Below are 17,272 nucleotides of genomic sequence, written 5' to 3'. Positions count from 1 at the left end.
TTTTATTGGCCCATCTTTTCGCGCCAGTGGCGTCGGCAGAGGGAGACATAGGTTTCGTTGCCCCCGACCTGTACCTGCTCGCCGCCCTTCAGCGCTTGTCCATCCGGTCCCATCCGCACCACCATCGTCGCCTTGCGCCCGCAATGACAGATTGTCCGGACCTCGCGCATGTCGTCGGCCAGAGCCAGCAACGCAGCCGAGCCCGGGAAAAGCTCCCCCATGAAATCAACGCGCAGTCCGTAGCACATGACCGGAATGTCAAGATCGTCGCAGGCGCGGGCCAGTTGCCAGACCTGATCGCGGGTAAGAAACTGCGCTTCGTCAAGAAAAACGCAGGCACAGGGCCCCTCTTCGAGGCGGTCGCGGATCAGGGTGAACATGTCGGTTTCGGGCGTGAAGCAGGCGGCATCCGCGCCGATGCCGATGCGGCTGCCGATGCGGCCCTGACCCGCGCGGGTATCCAGCTTGGCCGTTACCAAGAGCGTCTGCATCCCGCGTTCGACATAATTGTAGGAGGCCTGCAGCAGCATCGTGCTTTTGCCGGCATTCATGGTTGAATAATGGAAATACAGCTTGGCCATAGTTGGGGGATAGCCCTGTGGGGGCTGCGGGGCAAGAGGACGCAGGGCGGTGCCGGACGGCGGATGCGGGGCCGCGCGGGTATCGAACCCCCGCGGCCCCGCCACATCCCTGCAGGGATGTGTGACCCGTGTGGCGTGTTTCAGCCGCGATCCGCCGTGTCGAGCCAGATGGTAACGGGTCCGTCATTTGTCAGGCTGACCGCCATATCGGCGGCAAAGATGCCGTTTTCCACCGGCAGCCCCAACGCGCGCAGTGCCTTGCTGAAATGTTCGTACAGATGTTTGCCGGTGTCGGGGGCGGCTGCCGTCGAAAAGCCCGGGCGGTTGCCTGTGCGTGTATCGGCAGCCAGCGTGAACTGGCTCACCACAAGGCAGGCCCCGCCGATATCGCTGACGGAACGGTTCATTTTGCCCGCCTCGTCCTTGAATATCCGTAGCTTGGCGACACGCGCGGCCAGTTTCTCGGCCTGGATTTCGCGGTCCCCCTCCATCGCGCAGACCAGCACCAGCAGGCCGGCCCCGATTTCGCCGGTGATCCGGCCTTCCACTTCGACTTTGGCTTGGGTGACACGTTGCAGCAGGGCGCGCATGGGTTTGACCTTCATATAGGTGTGTTCTGGGATATACTGCAGGGCGCGCGCCGTCACGCGTGCCCTGCATGCGGCATTCGGCAGCCGGATGCGACAGGCTAGCGCGAGAAATAGAGCACCAGCCCCGCAATCACTGCAACCGCGACGGCCGCAAGCGCGATTTTCCACACCGACCACGGCCGGTCGCCCGAGACGCAACCGGTTTGGCCATTGACGATGAACCGGTAGCTTTTGCCTTGGAACCGGTAAGCGGCGGACCAGATTGGCAACAGGATATGCTTGAAGGTCTCGTCAGAGAATTGCGGGTCCATTGCCGCGATCCTTTGTGTGTCACCGCCGATATCGCGACGGATATCGCTCTGGATCACCTGCAGCATCTTTGCTTGGGCCTGATGATGCGCTTCCGGCACTTCGACGGTATAATTCTCGGCAGAAAACCCCGCCAGAAAGCTCGCATCATAGCCTGCCACATGCGAGAGGTTCCAAGGCATCAGCTTTCCCACATGCGGGGCGGGCAGGGAGCGTGCCGCATAGACCAGCACGTCGTCGAAATCGCGCCCCACCTGACCGGCCACCGGTGTCCAGCGGATACGGCGCTCCTGTTGCTCGCGGCGCACGGTCTGGCCGTTCTCGTTGACGGTAACCAGACGGGTCTCGTAATAATAATCGCCGCGTTGTCCGGAATAACGGGTGCGGGTGCGGGCATCGAAGGTCCAGAACGGCGCGTAGACGCCGGTCATCTTACGCCCTTTTCGCGCAAATTCGGCCAGACCATTGGGGGCAAACCAGCGCCCCTTCAGCCATTTGGTCAGGGCTGCGCGGGCTTCCGTTTCGGTGACGGCAAAGGGCAGGACCCCCTGTGGGCGGAATTGTCGGATATCGCCGGCATCCGTCACGATCGGGGTCGCGCAGAACGGACATTCCGTGGCGTGCTGGTCCGGCCCCAGCTCGATCTGGGCCGAGCAGTTGGGGCAGGACAGATGGCGGCTTTCATGGCTTTGGGTTTCGGGCAGACCATTGGCCAGCACCGGTGCCAGCGGGAGCTCACGAAGACCGCTCTCCCCGCGATGGAGAATGGCGGGAATGTCCTGCATGTGGCCACAATGGTCACAGACCATCCGTGTCTCGCCGGGATTGAAGCGCAGATCCGCGCCACAGGCCTCGCAGGGATAGATCTGGGGGGCCTTTGCACGCGGCTTGTCTGCCGTCGCGCGGGCCACTCGGGGCAGTTTCATCGGCTCGGGCCTTTTCTCTTGGCAGGACGTTCGCTCAGTGACCGGGCGGGGGAGGTGGCGGCTCGATCGTGAAAAGCTGCGCCAGTTCGGCGATCTCTTCTGCCGTTTTCCAACCATCCTGTCCGGGGGCCCAGACAAGCGAGCTGCGTGAGAATTGTCCGTCCGTTTTCATCTGGGCCAGCTGCCCGCGCCCGTAAGGCCCGAGTGTCTGTCCGTTGACGGCCATATGCCACACCTTCTCTACGGCGGGAGGTGGGGGCGGAGGCGGCGCGGCGACAGCCGCGCCGCCTCCGCCCTGGGGCGCGCGGGCTTGCCCGGGCGCAACCCCTTGCTGCGATACTGGCATCTGGCCCCACGGCCCCGTTTGTGTCTGCGCCGGCCCTGCTTGAAGCGGCCCTGCCTGCCCGTATCCCCAAGGTCCGGCCAAAGGCTGGCTGCCCAGTTGCTGGCCCATCGCCATGCCCATTCCCGCGCCAAGGCCCGCCCCCATGGCCGCGCCCATGCCGCTTGCGGCCCCCGAGCCCGGCTGCCCCATCGCCTCGGCCGCATTAAACTGCATATAACGGTTCAGATCGCCCACGATGCCCATCGAAGTCCGCTTGTCGAGCACCTTCTCCACTTCGGACGGCAGCGAGATATTCTCGACATAGAACTCGGGCAGGCTCAGCCCGTATTCGGCAATGGTCGGGGCAATCGCCTCGGCCACAAGCTGGCCCAGATCCGCCGTATTGGCCGCCATGTCCAGCACCGGAATATTGGACCCCGCAAGTGCGCGCGAAAATTCCTGAACGATGATATTGCGAAGCTGATAGCTCACCTCGTCCGAGGTGAATTCGCCATCCGTCCCCACGATCTCGGTGATAAACTTGCCCGGATCGCTCACTCTGGCGGCATAGGTGCCGAAGGCGCGCAGCCGCACCGGCCCGAATTCGGGATCACGGGTGATGACAGGGTTCTTGGTGCCCCATTTCAGATCGGTGAAACGGGTCGTATTGACGAAATAGATCTCGGACTGGAAGGGGGATTTGAACCCGTGATCCCAATGCTGGAGCGTGGTCAGGATCGGCAGGTTGTTGGTTTCCAGCAGATAGAGACCGGGGGTGAAGACATCGGCCAGCTGGCCTTCATGGATGAAGACGGCGGCCTGTCCCTCGCGCACCGTCAGCTTGGCACCATATTTGATGGCATGGCCCTGACGTTCAAACCGCCAGACCATCGTGTCGCGGGTGTCATCCACCCAGGAGATGACATCGATGAATTCGCCGCTGAGGAAATCGAGAATACCCATTATCCGGTCTCCGGTTCATAAAATCGACGGGGCGGGCTGGCGGCCTGCCCCGATAGGTCAGTCATTCGGGGTCAGCTCTGCCGCGATCTCGCGGATGGCGGGCATCGCCTCGTCCTGTGTCATGCCCGGTCGTAACCGCGGGTCATAAAGCATCTTCAGCATCAGCTCGTCCTGATGGGTCAGCCGTGCAAATTCCTCGTCATCATTGAAAATCGAGGGACGGGCGCGGGGATAGTCATTGGCCAGCCCCAGGCCCTGCGCAAGCTCTTCGTCAAAGCAGCTCTCGCGCAGCGCATCGGGATGTTCGCCGCGGATGATGGCCACTGCGCGCGAATAGGCGGATTTGTCGCCCTCGGAAAAGGCGAAGACTACGCAGAAGGTGGTGGTGGGCAGATTGGTGATCGCATTGACCGAACTGTCATCAATGCCCGGCACCATCTTACGCAATAGCGCGGCAGAGCCCTCGCGTTCGTCCTCGTTCAGCACCAGCACCGAGAAATTGCCCCGATCGGGCACAAGGCTGATCGGATGGCGGGTGATCTGCGCCAGCTTTCCGGCATAGGCGCGTACGGTGGCGGTGTCTTTCTGGCGCTGCGCCTCGGGGATCGAGGCCCCGAAATGCAGATCCATCCGCACCGGTTCTTCCCAGCGGCGCAGCTTCGAGGCGGTCTGCTTTGCAACAAAGGCGCCATTGCGATGCTCGTATTCATCATAAAGCGCGATATTGACAAAATTGTCGATCAGCTGCCTGCGGTGGAACGGGGCATCGCGGGGGGCCACATCGGTGCGCATCAGCCCTTGTGACAGCAGATTGTCCTGCACCTGCTGGAAATAAGCGGCCAGCGCGATGCTGTCGGGGGACCGCGGGGCGACCTTCGCGCCGTTCAGGTCCTGCGGGGCGGTTTGCGGGCGGGGCGTCTTGCGCGGGCCCTGCGCGGCAGGGCCGGAAAAGGGTAGGGTCGAACATCCGGCGACGGCCAGCAGGCAAAGCCCTACACCCATCGCCCGCAACATGCGGCTATGGCGCGAAGAGACCACCGCCCCGAGCGGATGGGGCAGGCGGGATAGGGCACCGCGCCGGAAGGTCTCGCTTGCGCCGCCGGTCATTCTTAACGCGCTCCCTGTTGCGCGGCGGGACGCGGGCTGCGGGCCGAGGCCAGCGTGTCACGCAGACGCCCCTCCATCTCCACCAGTTCCCGTTCGGCCTCGGCGCGCTGGCGCTTGCCCTCATCGGCAATCGAGAGGCTGTCCTCGATGGTGGCAATCAGGGTCTCGTTGGCCTGTTTCACGGCCTGAATGTCAAACACGCCGCGTTCCATTTCCTGCCGCACGGTCTGGTTGGCCTGACGCAGGTTCTCGGCATTGGCGGTCAGCAGGTCATTGGTGAGGTCATTGGCGGCCTTCACCGCGCCTGCGGCCTCCGCCGAGCGCTGGATCGTAACGGCTTGTGCCAGTTGGGTTTCCCACAGCGGCACGGTATTGACCAAGGTCGAGTTGATCTTGGAGACCAGTGCCTTGTCGTTTTCCTGTACCAGCCGGATCGAGGGGAGCGACTGCATGGTGACCTGACGGGTCAGCTTCAGGTCATGCACGCGGCGCTCCAGATCATCGCGTGCGGCACGGATATCGCGCAGCTCCTGGGCACGGATTAGCTTGTCGCCCTCGGCGGCCTGCGCCACTTCCGCCTCTTTGGCGGGAATGATCGTGGCATCGGCCTCGGCCAGCTTGGCTTCCCCGGCCGCGATATAAAGCGCCAGTTCATCATAGAATTTCAGCGTCTTGGTATAAAGCAGATCAAGCGATTTGACATCCTTGAGCAGCTTCGTTTCATGCGAAAGCAGCACATCGCTGATCTTGTCGATCTGGCTTTGCACCTGTTCATAGCGCGCAAGGAACGAGGCAAAGGGCGCCGCGCGCCCCATCAGCCGTTCCCACCAGCTTTGCTTGCGGCGCACATCCAGCTCGCTGACCGAAAACCCGCGCAACGTGGTGACGATCTGGCGCAGGCTATCACCGGCAGGGCCGGTATCCTTGTTTTTCACATCCACCAGCATCGCCTGACTGATCTCCTGCAACTCCGACTGGGCGCGGGTGCCAAAGCGCAGAATGGTGTTGGAATCGGTCAGGTCGACCTCGTTCATCCGTGACCGGATCTCGATGGCGGTGGGGGCCTCGGCCTTGTCGAGCGCCAGACCGACCTCTTGCGGATCGGGGAGGCGCAGGGCCGCAACCTGTTCGATCTCGCTGATATTCTTGGCGGCCGCTTCGCGGGTCGTGTCGCTCATCTTATCGGTCTCCTTGGCAGGACGTAATAGCGTCAGTCATGATGTCGGGAAAAGGTCGGGGCGATGCCGTCGCGTTCCAGCCGTTCGCGCAGCACGTCGATCTCGATCTCCAACCCTTCGCGCCCGCTTTCGATCAGCTGGCGCGATTTGGCCGTGAAATTGCGTTCGAGATCGTCGAGCAGGCTCTCGTAGCGGCTGCGGGCGGCGGGATCGGGGCTTTGGGCGTAGAGATCGGCAAAGCGGATGGTCGCATCACGTGCGCCTTCCAGATAAAGGGTTAGGTAGCGGCGTGCGGCGCGCAGATCGTTGGGGTCTTCCTCGACCGCACGGAACAGATCGCGGGCGCGGGTGGCAAACATTTCCACACGGGCCTCAAGCTGGGGGGCATGGGCGCGGGCAATGGCCGCCCGCATGGCCGCCAGATGCTCCTCGCCAATCGCCACCGCCTCGGCGGCGCGTTCCTGCTGGAACGGGTCTATACCATCCATGCCCTTGTTTTTCAAAGGGTCCAACCCGAAAGCCACGATTCCCAGCGCGGTGCCGATAAGGCCGCTGCCAAGCGCACCCAGCAGGCCCATCTCCTGCGCCCCGAGCGCCAGACCCAGCCCGATGCCCATCGCGCCAAGGATCTTGCGCGGCAGGGCGGGACGGCGGGCCACACGGCGCGCCTCATAGGCGGCCTGCGCCCGTAACCCTTCGCGGATCAGGAACGCGGCGCCTGCACATAGGCCGAATGCCATGATCGCGCGCGCCAGAGCCACAGGCCCCGCCCCGAATGCCCCGAACAAAAAGGGCAGGGCGCAGATGGCCACCCAGAACGGACGGCCCTCATAGGGGTGTTCCGGTCTGGGCAGGCGCTCGGTCGGAATGTCTTCCTGCCCGTTCAGACGGTCGGGATGGTGCGGGGCTTCGGGGCTGTATTTGCCAGAGAAACGGCGGGCCATCGTCAGACGCTGCCTGTCATCGCAATTTTCAGCGTCAGCGCCAGCATCAGCAGGAATGCGATGCGCTGAATGGCTTTGTGCGACATAGGGCCCCCTTTTCTTCGGTTCAGCAGGTTCGGTCAAGCGATCATCAGCGACGCTCATCTTAAGCGAAGAATAGGTATAATGGCACGGCTCTGCCAGAGGGGGGTGGCAGAAAAGCGCGTACCGGGGCTGCAAGAAACCGGCATTGCGGCGTGGCCCCAGCGCTTTGCCTCGAAAGAACCTGCGCTTTGCCCAAAAAGAAACGGCGCCAAATCGGGTTTGGCGCCGTAACAGGATTATTCGCTACGCGGTTTGCGCGGCCCTTTGGGGCCATCGCCGCGCTGGCCGTCGCGTTTGGGGCCGCCCTTGAAGCCACCCCCCGACTTGCTGCCAAATTTGCTTGCGCCCGGCTTGCCACCGAAGTTGCGCTCGCCGCGCTGGCCGTCACGTTTGAGGCCGCCTTTGAAGCCGCCGCGCTCGTTGTCGCCGCCGCCGAAGCTGCGCGGCTTGTTGCCACCATCGCGGTTGCCGTCACGGCGCGGACCACGGTCGTCGCCGTTGTCGAAACGCGGTTTGCGGGGCTTGTCCCCGAAACGGGCCTCGCCTTCTTCGCGACGCGGCTTGCCAAAGCTTTTGCCATCGCCGCGCGGGCCACGATCCTCAAACTTCTTGTCGCCAAACTTGCGCTCGCCGAACTTCTTGTCGCCGAAGGTCCGTCCGCCGCGGTCGTCGCGCTCGCCGAACTTGCGATCCCCGAATTTTCTGTCCCCACGCTCGCCGCGTTCGCTGCGCTCGCCGAATTTCTTCTCGCCGAAGCTGCGGCCTTCGCCTCCGTCGCGGCGCGGGCGATCCCCGAATTTCTTGTCCCCGAATTTCTTGTCGCCAAACTTGCGCTCGCCGAACTTGCGATCATCGCCGTCGCGGCGCGGGCGGTCGGCGCGGTCTTCGCGCGGTGCGTTCCGCTCTTCCTGCCGCTTGTCGGGAGACCAGCGCTGCTTGCGGGGACGGTCTTCCCCTTCGGCGCGCGGGCCACGGTCCGCGCGTTCGAAACGGTCGCCGCGCTCGGGGCGGTCCCCACGGGCGCTGAAATCTTTCTGGCGACCAAAGCTGCGTTCGGGTTTGCCGCGCCCGTCGCCGCGCCCGTCTTCGTTGTCCCGCGGTGCACGGTCGAAGGGTTTGCCACCCCGTTCCCCGCGATCCCCCCGCTCCCCGAACCGGCCACGCGGGCGCTCGCCGTCGTCGCGGCGGCCTGCGGGCTTGTTGCGGTCGGCAGGTTGTGCGCCGGGCGTATCTTCCAGCAGGCTGCCCAGCTGGTCATGCAGGACGCGGCGTTTGATTTCCATCACATCGCCGGGCTGCATTTCGTTGAGGCGGAAGGGGCCGTAGCTGACGCGGATCAGGCGGTTCACCGTCAGGCCGATTTCGGCCATGGCGCGGCGGATCTCGCGGTTCTTGCCTTCGCGCAGGCCGACGGTCAGCCATGCATTCGCGCCTTGCTGGCGGTCAAGCGTGATGTCCATCGGCTGGAATTCGGTGCCGTCGATGGTGATCCCCGCGCGCAGCGGGTTGAAGGTGTCGGGCGTGGGGCGGCCATTGACCCGCACGCGGTATTTGCGCAGCCAGCCGGTTTCGGGCAGTTCGAGGCGACGTTTGAGCGCCCCGTCATTGGTCAGCAGCAGCAGGCCTTCGGAGTTGAGATCGAGGCGGCCGACATTCAGCACGCGCGGCATGCCTTCGGGCATCTCGTCAAAGATGGTGCGGCGGCCCTGCTCGTCTTTCTCGGTGGTCACCAGACCCAGCGGCTTGTAATAGAGCCAGACGCGGGTTTCCTGCGGTGCATCGATCGGCGTGCCGTCGATGGTGACCTTGTCTTTGGGGGTGACATCCAGCGCCGGAGATGCGGCCTGTTTGCCATTGACCGCCACACGGCCTGCAAGGATCAGTTTTTCGGCATCACGGCGCGAGGCGACGCCCGAACGTGCGATGACCTTGGCAATACGCTCGCCCCCAGAGCTTGCGGCAGAGGGCGTATTGTCCGGTTTCGGCGTATTGTTGGAATCATTGGTCATGGCAGGCGGCTCCCGAGGCGGTCTTGAAGGCGCCTCTCTATAGTGTCTTATCTCCTGTGGGAAGAGCCTTGCATATAAGAAGCTTCGCGTCCAAGAGGAGATATGTTCAGAAGTTTCATGGATCAGGCGCTGGAAGAGGCGCGGGCGGCGGCTTTGCGTGGCGAGGTTCCGGTGGGGGCCGTGATCGTTTCGCCTGCGGGCGAGGTGGTGGCGCGCGCCGGAAACCGCACGCGCGAACTCTGTGACCCTACCGCCCATGCCGAGATTCTGGCTTTGCGCGCGGCCTGTCATGCCGTTGGGTCGGAGCGGCTGGTGGGGTATGATCTCTATGTCACGCTGGAACCCTGCCCGATGTGTGCGGCGGCGATTGCGGCGGCGCGGGTCGGGCGGCTGTATTATGGTGCGGCGGATGTGAAATCAGGCGGGGTGGCGCAGGGCGCGCGGGTGTTCTCGCATCCGCAATGCCATCATGCGCCCGAGGTTTATGACGGGATTTCGGCGGCGCCGGCAGAGGCGCTGTTGCGTGCATTCTTTGCCGCGCGGCGATAGGGGGCGGGGCAAGGGGCTTTGCCCCTCTTCGACTGCGTCGAATTCACCCCAGGATATTTCGGGCAGCTGGAATGCAGGCGGTTTTGCTTGACGCTGTTGCGCGATCCGGCATATGGCGGGCTTGCGCAGGGGGTCGGATGACCGCGGCGATTACGTAGCTCTGTATCTGCAGACAGCCGGATCGCCGAGGAAAGTCCGGACTCCATGAAGTGACGGTGCCGGGTAACGCCCGGCGGGGGCAACCCCAGGGAAAGCGCCACAGAGAACAGACCGCCCTGCTTTGGCACGGGTAAGGGTGAAACGGTGGGGTAAGAGCCCACCGCGGGACTGGTAACAGGACCGGCATGGCAAGCCCCACCGGGAGCAACGCCGAATAGGGATCGCGTGCCGCAGGCATCTGTCTGACGGTAGGGGAGCTTCGCCCCGAGTGATCCGGGTTGGCAGCTTGAGCCTGCAGGCAACTGCAGGCCTAGAGGAATGGTCATCGACGGGGGTAACCCCTGAACAGAATCCGGCTTATAGACCGCCTGCGCAAATTCTGCCCTTTTCCGCCGTCTGCCAGAGGGGGCATGTCGTGAGAGAGCGGCTTTGGGGATGTGTTATGTCGAATTTCGGGAAGATCGCGCATTTGGCTGTTGACTCTGGGGTGAGTCTGACTAAAAGGCGGGCTTCAAGGATTTCGATGGTGGTCGCGCGATGCTGGCTGCCTGGCTCAGGAGATGAAACATGGCGAAGCCGACGACGCAAAAGATCCGTCTGACCTCGACGGCGGGCACCGGGCACTTCTATGTGACCAAGAAGAATGCCCGTACCATGACCGAGAAAATGGTCGTGAAGAAATACGACCCGGTTGTGCGTAAGCACGTCGAATATAAAGAAGGCAAGATCAAGTAAGATCTGTCTTTCTGACGAAGCGAAGGCCGCCCTCGGGCGGCTTTTTGCTGTTTGGCGGGGCGGGGTCTTGCGGGGGCGGGCCTTTGGTCCAGTCTGGCAGGATGCCCGACGCCTTTGCGCCCCATTTTCTGGATGCCCGTGATGCGTGTGGCGCGGCGCGGGAGCCGATTCTATCGGCGCTGGTGCAGGCCGAGGCGCTTCTGGCACCATGCGGCCGGTTTCTTCGGCGGATGTCGTCATGCGTGTGGTTGACTGGCTGCCGGAGCGATTCCGTTGCAGTGGCTTTGCTCCGGCGTCCGGTCTGATCGAGGTCTATCTGCATCCCCAAGTGTTACAGGATCCTGCGGCCTTGCGGGGCGATCTTTTGCGGGTGCTCTTGCGTGAATATCACCACGTCCTGCGCGGGGACGGTCCGAGCTATGGCCGCAGTCTGGAGGAAGCTCTGGTGAGCGAAGGGCTGGCGCAGCTTTTCGTGCATCAGGTGCTGGATGTGCTGCCTGCGCCGTGAGAATTTGCAGTGAGTGAGGCCGAGCAGCGACCCTATATTCCGCGGGAACTGGAGGGGTTTGGCCGTGCCTATGATCCTTCGGAGTGGTTCATGGGGAGGGGGCTGCCGCGTTGGCTGGGCTAGGCTTTGGGACGGCGGATTGTGGCGGCGGGGCTGGGCCATGCCACGCCCTACGAGGCACGACCTCGGGCGGCAGGCACATTCCGTCCGGAGGTGCTGGCGCTTCCCGAGTAAAATAATCGGATTTACAAAGCTGACAAAATAGGTCACTTATGCGTGAAGTAGAAGTTTCACTGATATGAGGAATCCTATGTCCTGTCGTCTGCACGCGCTGATCACCAGTACTGCTCTTGTTGTGGCCCCTCTTATGGCTCCGGTGACGGCCTATGCGGACGCGCCAAGCGCGGAGGCGGTGATCAAGACCTATGCCGATATCGCACAGGCGGGCTATGAAGACAGTCTGTCGACGGCTCAGGCATTGGAAGCGGCTGTGGACACGCTGGTCAAGGCCCCCACGGAGGCGCATCTGAGCGCCGCGAAAGAGGCGTGGATCGCCGCCCGTAAGCCCTATCAGCAGACCGAGGCCTTCCGTTTCGGTAATGCGCTGGTGGATGACTGGGAGGGCCGTGTGAACGCCTGGCCGCTGGACGAGGGGCTGATTGATTATGTCGATGAGGATTCCGCCGCCAATAACGAGGAAAACGATCTGGCGCTGGCCAATGTGATTGCAAATAAATCGCTGACCATTGGCGGGCAGCCGGTGGATGCCGGCACGATCTCGCCCGAATTTCTGGCCGAGACCCTGCAGGAGGCCGAGGGCGTCGAGGCCAATGTGGCCACCGGCTATCACGCCATCGAATTCCTGCTTTGGGGGCAGGATCTGAACGGCACCGAGGCAGGGGCCGGTGCGCGCCCCTATACCGACTATGTTCAGGGCGAGGGTTGCACGGGGGGGAATTGCGACCGCCGTGCCGATTATCTGCAGGCCGCTTCCGTCTTGCTGGTCGCGGATCTGAAAGAGATGGTCGGTCATTGGGACGAGGACGGGGCGGCGCGCAAGGCCCTGACCGACGATGCCGAGGCGGGGATCACGACGATTCTGACCGGCATGGGGTCGCTGTCTTATGGCGAGTTGGCGGGCGAGCGGACCAAGCTGGGCCTGATGCTGCATGATCCGGAAGAAGAGCATGATTGCTTCTCGGATATGACCCATCTGTCGCATTACTATGATGCTGTCGGGATTCGTAACGTCTATACCGGCCAGTATACCCGCGTGGATGGTTCGGTTGTGGAAGGGGCATCGCTTTCGGGGCTGGTTGCGGCCAAGGATGCGGATGTGGATGCGCAGCTGACCAAGGATCTTGATGCGTCGGTGGCGGCCGCTGCCGCGATCAAGGCCAAAGCCGAAAGCGGCATGGCCTATGACCAGATGATCGCTCTGGGCAATGACGAGGGGGCGGCATTGGTGACCGGCCTAGTGGATGCGCTGGTTGCCCAGACCCGTACCATCGAACGGGCGGTGACGGTGCTGGGGGCCGAGGTCGAGATCGAAGGGTCGGACAGTCTCGATAATCCCGATGCGGTGTTCCAGTAAAAGGGCAGGGTTGCCGGAAGATAGGCCCATATTTTCCGGCATCACGGTCCTGAATGTCCCGCGGCAGCGATGCCGCGGGCTTTTGTGATGTGAGGGTCATGATCAGGTCTTTGTTGTCCGCTTTTATTGCACCGGCCGTGCTTGTGCCCGTTCTGTGTCTGCCGGTGGCCGCCTGTGCGGGCGGGACGGAGGCGATATCGGTTGTGCAGCCTGCCCGCCAGTTCACGACCGCCGAGCGTTACGAGGCCAATCCGGGCGGGGCGGGCAGCCTTGCGACCCGCCGTTTTGACAGGCCTGCAGCCAGTCTGCCCGCTGCGCAGCGCATGACCTTCACCTTGGGCGAGGCGCTGTTTGAAAAGCTCTGGGTGCCCGCACCCTCCAGCACGCGCGCCTCGGACGGGCTGGGGCCGCTGTTCAATGCCCGCGCCTGTGCCAACTGCCATCCGGGCAACGGGCGGGGCCGCCCCGAGGACGGGCAGGGGATTTCGGGCATGGTGCTGAAACTCTCGCGGCGTTACCGCGCGGAAGACGGGGCCTTCGGGGTCGAGGGCTGGCACGGGATGATCCCCGATTATGACTTCGGCTGGCAGTTGCAGGATCGGGCGGTGCCATCGCTGCAGCCCGAGGGGCGGCTGGAGCTGGAGTGGATCGAGGCCCACGGCCTGCGCTATCCCGCGCCGCGCATTGATCTGCCGCCCGAGGTGCTGACCTCGCTGCGGGTGGCACCGCAGATCATCGGCTTGGGGCTGCTGGAGGCGATCCCCGAGGCGGATATTCTAATGCATGCCGACCCCGAGGATGCCGATGGCGACGGGATCTCGGGGCGGGCGCAATATGCCCCTGGCCCCGATGGTGCGGTCCGGTTGGGGCGGTTCGGGCATAAGGCAGGCATGGCGCGGCTGGTGGATATGACGGCGCAGGCGTTCAGTCAGGATATGGGCCTGTCGAGCGTGCTTTTCGCCGAAGGCTCGGGCGATTGCACCCTGACGCAGACGGACTGTCTGGAGCTGCCCGATGGCATCGATGTGGGGCTGCGCGACAATGCCGAAGTCTCCACCGAGGCGCTGCAAGCGGTCACTGATTACGTGACTTGGCTGGGGGTGCCCAAGCGCCGCGATGTGGCGGACCCGCAGGTGCTGCGCGGCAAGCAGGCCTTCTATCAGGCGCAATGCCATGCCTGCCATGTGCCGAAATTCGTCACCGCGACCAGCGAGGATCCGGTGACCTCTCATCAGCTCATCTGGCCCTATAGTGACCTGCTGTTGCATGACATGGGCGAGGGGCTGGCCGATCACCGCCCCGAAGGGGTGGCCTCGGGGCACGAATGGCGCACGGCCCCGCTTTGGGGGATCGGGCTGACACAGGAAAATACCGGCCATGCGCCGCGCTTTCTGCATGATGGCCGTGCGGCCACATTGGACGAGGCAATCCGCTGGCATGGTGGCGAGGCAGGGGCTGCCCGTGATAGATATCTGGCGCTGCCTGCCGCATCCCGCGCCGACCTGATCCGTTTTCTGGAGACCCTGTAATGCGTTCTGTCCTGCTTTCCCTGCCGTTTCTTGCCTTGGCGCTGCCTGCTGTGGCCGATGTGCGCGCGACGGTTACCGATGATGTGCTGCCCGCATATGCCGCGCTGTCGGATGCGGCGGTTGCCCTGCAGAAAGGGGCCGAGGCGGATTGCTCGATTGCGGCGATGCAACCGCTCTGGAACACGGCCTTCGATGCATGGATGGGGGTCAGTTTCCTGCGTCTGGGGCCGGTGGAAGAGCAGGGGCGGGCGCTGGCTTTTGCGTTCTGGCCCGATGCCAAAGCCACGGGCCGCCGCCAGCTTTCGGCGCTGATCAAGGCGCAGGATCCGCAATTCACCGATGCCACCGCCTTGGGCAAGGCCTCGATCGGGGTGCGGGGGTTCTTCGGGTTGGAACATCTGCTTTATGGCCCCTTGGCAAGCGATGAGGCGTATACCTGCAAGCTGCGCGCCGCGATGGCCGCCGATCTGGCGCAGATGGCGATTGACACCGAGGTCGGCTGGCAGAACGGCTTTGCCGACGAACTGCTTACCCCCGGTGCCGAGGGGCACAGCCTGTATCTGACCGAATCCGAGGCGCGGCAGGCGCTTTATACCCAGCTTGTGACGGGGCTCGAATTTGACAAGGATATCCGCTTGGGGCGTCCTTTGGGCAGCTTCGAGCATCCGCGCCCCGAACGGGCCGAGATGCTGGCCTCGGGGCGGTCTTTGCGCAATGTGATCCTGTCGCTGGAGGCGCTCAAAGGCTTTGCCGATAAACTGGCGCAGGGCATGGGCGAGACCCCCAAGACCGATGCGGCCTTCGCAAGGGCGATCGAGCTGGCGCAGGATCTGGATGATCCGGTTTTCGCCGGAGTGGCCGACCCGATGACGCGGCTGAAGGTCGAGATCGTGCAACAGCAGATCGGGCTGACGGTCGATGCCATGCAGGCCGAGCTGGGGCCTTTGCTGGGGGTGAATGTGGGCTTTAACGCAGCGGATGGAGACTAAGATGAAACGGCGTCATTTTCTTGCAAGCCTTGCCGCAGCGGTGAGCGTTCCACGTCTGAGCTGGGCCGATGCGGGCAGCCCCGCCTTTCTGGCCGCCGCGAAATCGCCCGATGGCAGCTATGCGATCTGGGGGCTGACGGCAGAAGGCGCACCGCTTTTCACGCAACCGCTGCCCGGTCGTGGTCATGCCGCCACCGCCCATCCCGACCGCCCCGAGGCCGTGGCGTTTGCCCGCCGTCCGGGAACCTTCGCGCTGGTGATCGACTGTGTGACGGGCGGGCTTGTGGCGCGGCTGACCCCGCCCGAGGGGCGTCAGTTCAACGGTCATGGGGCGTTTTCGGGGGATGGGGCGCGGCTTTATACCTCCGAGGTGGTGGCCGAAGGCTCCGAAGGACGGATCGGCATCTGGGATGTGGCGCGCGGCTATGTGCGGGTGGGGGAGTTCGCCTCGAACGGGATCGGCCCGCATGAAATCCTGCGCCTTCCCGGCCAAGAGGTTCTGGTGGTGGCCAATGGCGGGATCCAGACCGACCCCAGCGACCGCACGCCGCTGAATATCGACACGATGCGCCCGAACCTGAGCTATCTTTCGCCCGAGGGGGAGGTGCTGGAGGTCGTCGAGCTTGCGCCCGAGCTGTGGCAGAACTCGATCCGCCACCTGTCGGTGCGTGGTGACGGGCGGGTGGCGTTCTGCATGCAGTGGCAGGGCGATCTGATGGAGCCGGTGCCTTTGCTGGGCCTGCATGACCGCGGCCAGCAGGTGGTTCTGGCCGCCCCCCTGCCGGGCGAGGAATTTGCCATGAAGGGCTATGCCGGATCGGTGGCTTTCGGGCAGGGCGGGCGCGAGGTGGCGATCACCAGCCCGCGTGGCGGCATGGTGCAGGCCTATTCGGCGGAAGGCGAGGCGCTTTGGTCGGTGCGCCGTGCCGATGTCTGCGGCCTTGGGGTCTGCAAGCAGGGCGGGTTCACCGCAACCGATGGCGCGGGGCTTGTGTCGCAGATCACCGCTCAGGGTATCGTGCCGCTCAAGCGCTCGGATGTGGCATGGGATAACCACCTGATCCCGATCGGGATCTGATTACAGCTTGCGCTCGAATTTCAGCGAGAGGTGGATCTGGTCGGTCAGATCCCCCTCGACCCCGTCCAGCCCGATGCGGGTGCTCAGATTGCCCAGCCCCTTGCGGTCCAGATCCAGCCCCAGCTCGACGCGCGAGGTAAACCAGTCGGTCGAGGGGTAGGCCTCGTCCAGCAGACCGGTGCCGACACTGTGCTGGGCCACAAGCGCGAATTGTCCGGTCAGCCCCATCTTGGCCCAGTTGCTTTCGAGCGGATGCGAGAACTCCACCCCAGCCGAAAGCTGTGACAGGGACAGCCGGTCACCATCCACCAGCGCACCGCTGGCAATCTTGAACTGGTGGGCCACCTCATTGACATGGCTGGCGAAAATATTCGGCGTCAATTCTGTTGTGCCCATTTCAAAGCGGCCTTCCATACGGGCCTGAAACAGCGTGCGTTCGGCGCGGGCACGGCGCTGGATCGAACCGTCGGGCGCGAATTGGTTGTTGGTGGCCCCGTGCAGCAGCCGCATCGACCAGTCCAGCTCGGTCTGTGGCACCTTGCCCGCCAGATAGGGGCCGACCAGAAAGCCATAGCCTTCGCCCGAGGCCCCATCATCGATACGGCGCTCTGCCGCATCCAGCTGGGCCATCGCGCCGACATAGATCTGCTCGTTCAGCTTGGTATGCCCGCCAAAGGCGACAAAGCTGTATTGCAACGCGGTCTCATCGCTGCGGGTCCAGTTGGACTCGACCACCGCCCAGCTGCGCCGCCCCTTGGCGGTATTGAATTTCAGAGTGCCGAGATCATCGGTCAGATGGGCATCGAAGATCCGGTCCTTGCTGTTTTCAAACATGAAATCCAGCACATTGGGCTGGCGCGCCAGAAGCCTGTCCTGACGCATCTTCTGCAATCCCGCAAGCGCGACAGAGGTTTCGCGCGCCGTCGGCCAATCGGCCTCGCTGGCTGTCGCCCCGAAAGGAGCAGCCATGATCCCGAATATGATCGCGGGCAAAAGAATGCCGCGCGCAAGCGTCCGTCCGTTCATGGAACGCCTCACTGGTTGCTTCGTGCCTGATAACGGATTGCGCAGGGCATGATGCCGAAATCTCTGCCACGCGCATGGCAGATCTGCGG

Annotated in this window: 16 protein-coding genes and 1 other RNA gene; 8 read left to right on the top strand and 9 right to left on the bottom strand. The window is 63.7% G+C overall.

Going from position 1 to position 17,272, the window contains the following annotated elements; translation table 11 throughout:
- Positions 1-2 precede the first annotated feature (2 nt).
- From WDB88_RS12300 to WDB88_RS12265, 8 genes are all read right to left on the bottom strand, one after another.
- The gene (locus tag WDB88_RS12300) at positions 3-581 is read right to left on the bottom strand and encodes a thymidine kinase (RefSeq protein ID WP_339109535.1); all 579 of its coding nucleotides are present in this window, start codon (positions 579-581) and stop codon (positions 3-5) included.
- Between the two features lie 140 nt (positions 582-721).
- Positions 722-1,171: a D-aminoacyl-tRNA deacylase gene (gene dtd / locus WDB88_RS12295; RefSeq protein ID WP_339109534.1), complete on the bottom strand. Its 450-nt coding sequence runs from the start codon at positions 1,169-1,171 to the stop codon at positions 722-724.
- A gap of 98 nt (positions 1,172-1,269) precedes the next feature.
- A complete protein-coding gene (locus WDB88_RS12290; RefSeq protein ID WP_339107962.1) occupies positions 1,270-2,406 on the bottom strand; it encodes a primosomal protein N' (replication factor Y) - superfamily II helicase in 1,137 nt (378 codons plus the stop codon).
- Between the two features lie 34 nt (positions 2,407-2,440).
- Positions 2,441-3,694 carry an SPFH domain-containing protein gene (locus WDB88_RS12285; RefSeq protein ID WP_339107961.1) on the bottom strand — a complete coding sequence of 418 codons (1,254 nt, stop codon included), beginning with the start codon at positions 3,692-3,694 and terminating at the stop codon, positions 2,441-2,443.
- A gap of 57 nt (positions 3,695-3,751) precedes the next feature.
- Positions 3,752-4,801, bottom strand: a complete 1,050-nt coding sequence (locus WDB88_RS12280; RefSeq protein ID WP_339107960.1) for a DUF2927 domain-containing protein — start codon at positions 4,799-4,801, stop codon at positions 3,752-3,754.
- A 2-nt stretch (positions 4,802-4,803) separates the two neighbouring features.
- Positions 4,804-5,979 (bottom strand): toxic anion resistance protein, encoded by a 1,176-nt coding sequence (locus tag WDB88_RS12275; protein WP_339107959.1) that lies wholly within the window; start codon positions 5,977-5,979, stop codon positions 4,804-4,806.
- 32 nt (positions 5,980-6,011) lie between these two features.
- A complete protein-coding gene (locus WDB88_RS12270) occupies positions 6,012-6,923 on the bottom strand; it encodes a 5-bromo-4-chloroindolyl phosphate hydrolysis family protein (RefSeq protein WP_339107958.1) in 912 nt (303 codons plus the stop codon).
- Between the two features lie 320 nt (positions 6,924-7,243).
- Entirely contained in the window at positions 7,244-9,016 is a 1,773-nt protein-coding gene (locus WDB88_RS12265; RefSeq protein WP_339107957.1) for a pseudouridine synthase, read from the bottom strand.
- Between the two features lie 102 nt (positions 9,017-9,118).
- Between WDB88_RS12265 and WDB88_RS12260 the strand changes: the two genes are divergently transcribed.
- From WDB88_RS12260 to WDB88_RS12225, 8 genes are all read left to right on the top strand, one after another.
- Positions 9,119-9,565 (top strand): nucleoside deaminase, encoded by a 447-nt coding sequence (locus WDB88_RS12260; protein ID WP_339107956.1) that lies wholly within the window; start codon positions 9,119-9,121, stop codon positions 9,563-9,565.
- A 125-nt stretch (positions 9,566-9,690) separates the two neighbouring features.
- An RNA gene (gene rnpB, locus WDB88_RS12255) (RNase P RNA component class A) lies at positions 9,691-10,100 on the top strand.
- 191 nt (positions 10,101-10,291) lie between these two features.
- Positions 10,292-10,459: a 50S ribosomal protein L33 gene (rpmG, locus tag WDB88_RS12250; RefSeq protein WP_339107955.1), complete on the top strand. Its 168-nt coding sequence runs from the start codon at positions 10,292-10,294 to the stop codon at positions 10,457-10,459.
- A gap of 238 nt (positions 10,460-10,697) precedes the next feature.
- Positions 10,698-10,967 (top strand): DUF2268 domain-containing putative Zn-dependent protease, encoded by a 270-nt coding sequence (locus WDB88_RS12245; protein ID WP_339107954.1) that lies wholly within the window; start codon positions 10,698-10,700, stop codon positions 10,965-10,967.
- A 367-nt stretch (positions 10,968-11,334) separates the two neighbouring features.
- A complete protein-coding gene (locus WDB88_RS12240; protein WP_339109533.1) occupies positions 11,335-12,561 on the top strand; it encodes an imelysin family protein in 1,227 nt (408 codons plus the stop codon).
- A 113-nt stretch (positions 12,562-12,674) separates the two neighbouring features.
- Entirely contained in the window at positions 12,675-14,090 is a 1,416-nt protein-coding gene (locus WDB88_RS12235) for a di-heme oxidoredictase family protein (protein ID WP_339107953.1), read from the top strand.
- Positions 14,090-15,079 carry an imelysin family protein gene (locus WDB88_RS12230; protein ID WP_339107952.1) on the top strand — a complete coding sequence of 330 codons (990 nt, stop codon included), beginning with the start codon at positions 14,090-14,092 and terminating at the stop codon, positions 15,077-15,079. The genes WDB88_RS12235 and WDB88_RS12230 overlap by 1 nt, the downstream gene beginning before the upstream one ends.
- Before the next feature lies 1 nt (position 15,080).
- Positions 15,081-16,157 (top strand): DUF1513 domain-containing protein, encoded by a 1,077-nt coding sequence (locus WDB88_RS12225; protein ID WP_339107951.1) that lies wholly within the window; start codon positions 15,081-15,083, stop codon positions 16,155-16,157.
- On the opposite strand, the gene WDB88_RS12220 is transcribed toward WDB88_RS12225, so the two are convergent.
- A complete protein-coding gene (locus tag WDB88_RS12220; protein WP_339107950.1) occupies positions 16,158-17,183 on the bottom strand; it encodes an autotransporter domain-containing protein in 1,026 nt (341 codons plus the stop codon).
- Positions 17,184-17,272: the final 89 nt, after the last annotated feature.

The organism is Thioclava sp. GXIMD4216 (assembly GCF_037949285.1).
GTDB lineage: Bacteria > Pseudomonadota > Alphaproteobacteria > Rhodobacterales > Rhodobacteraceae > Thioclava > Thioclava litoralis.
The sequence above is the reverse complement of the archived record's forward strand: the minus strand, read 5'-3'. Positions and strand labels throughout refer to the sequence as shown.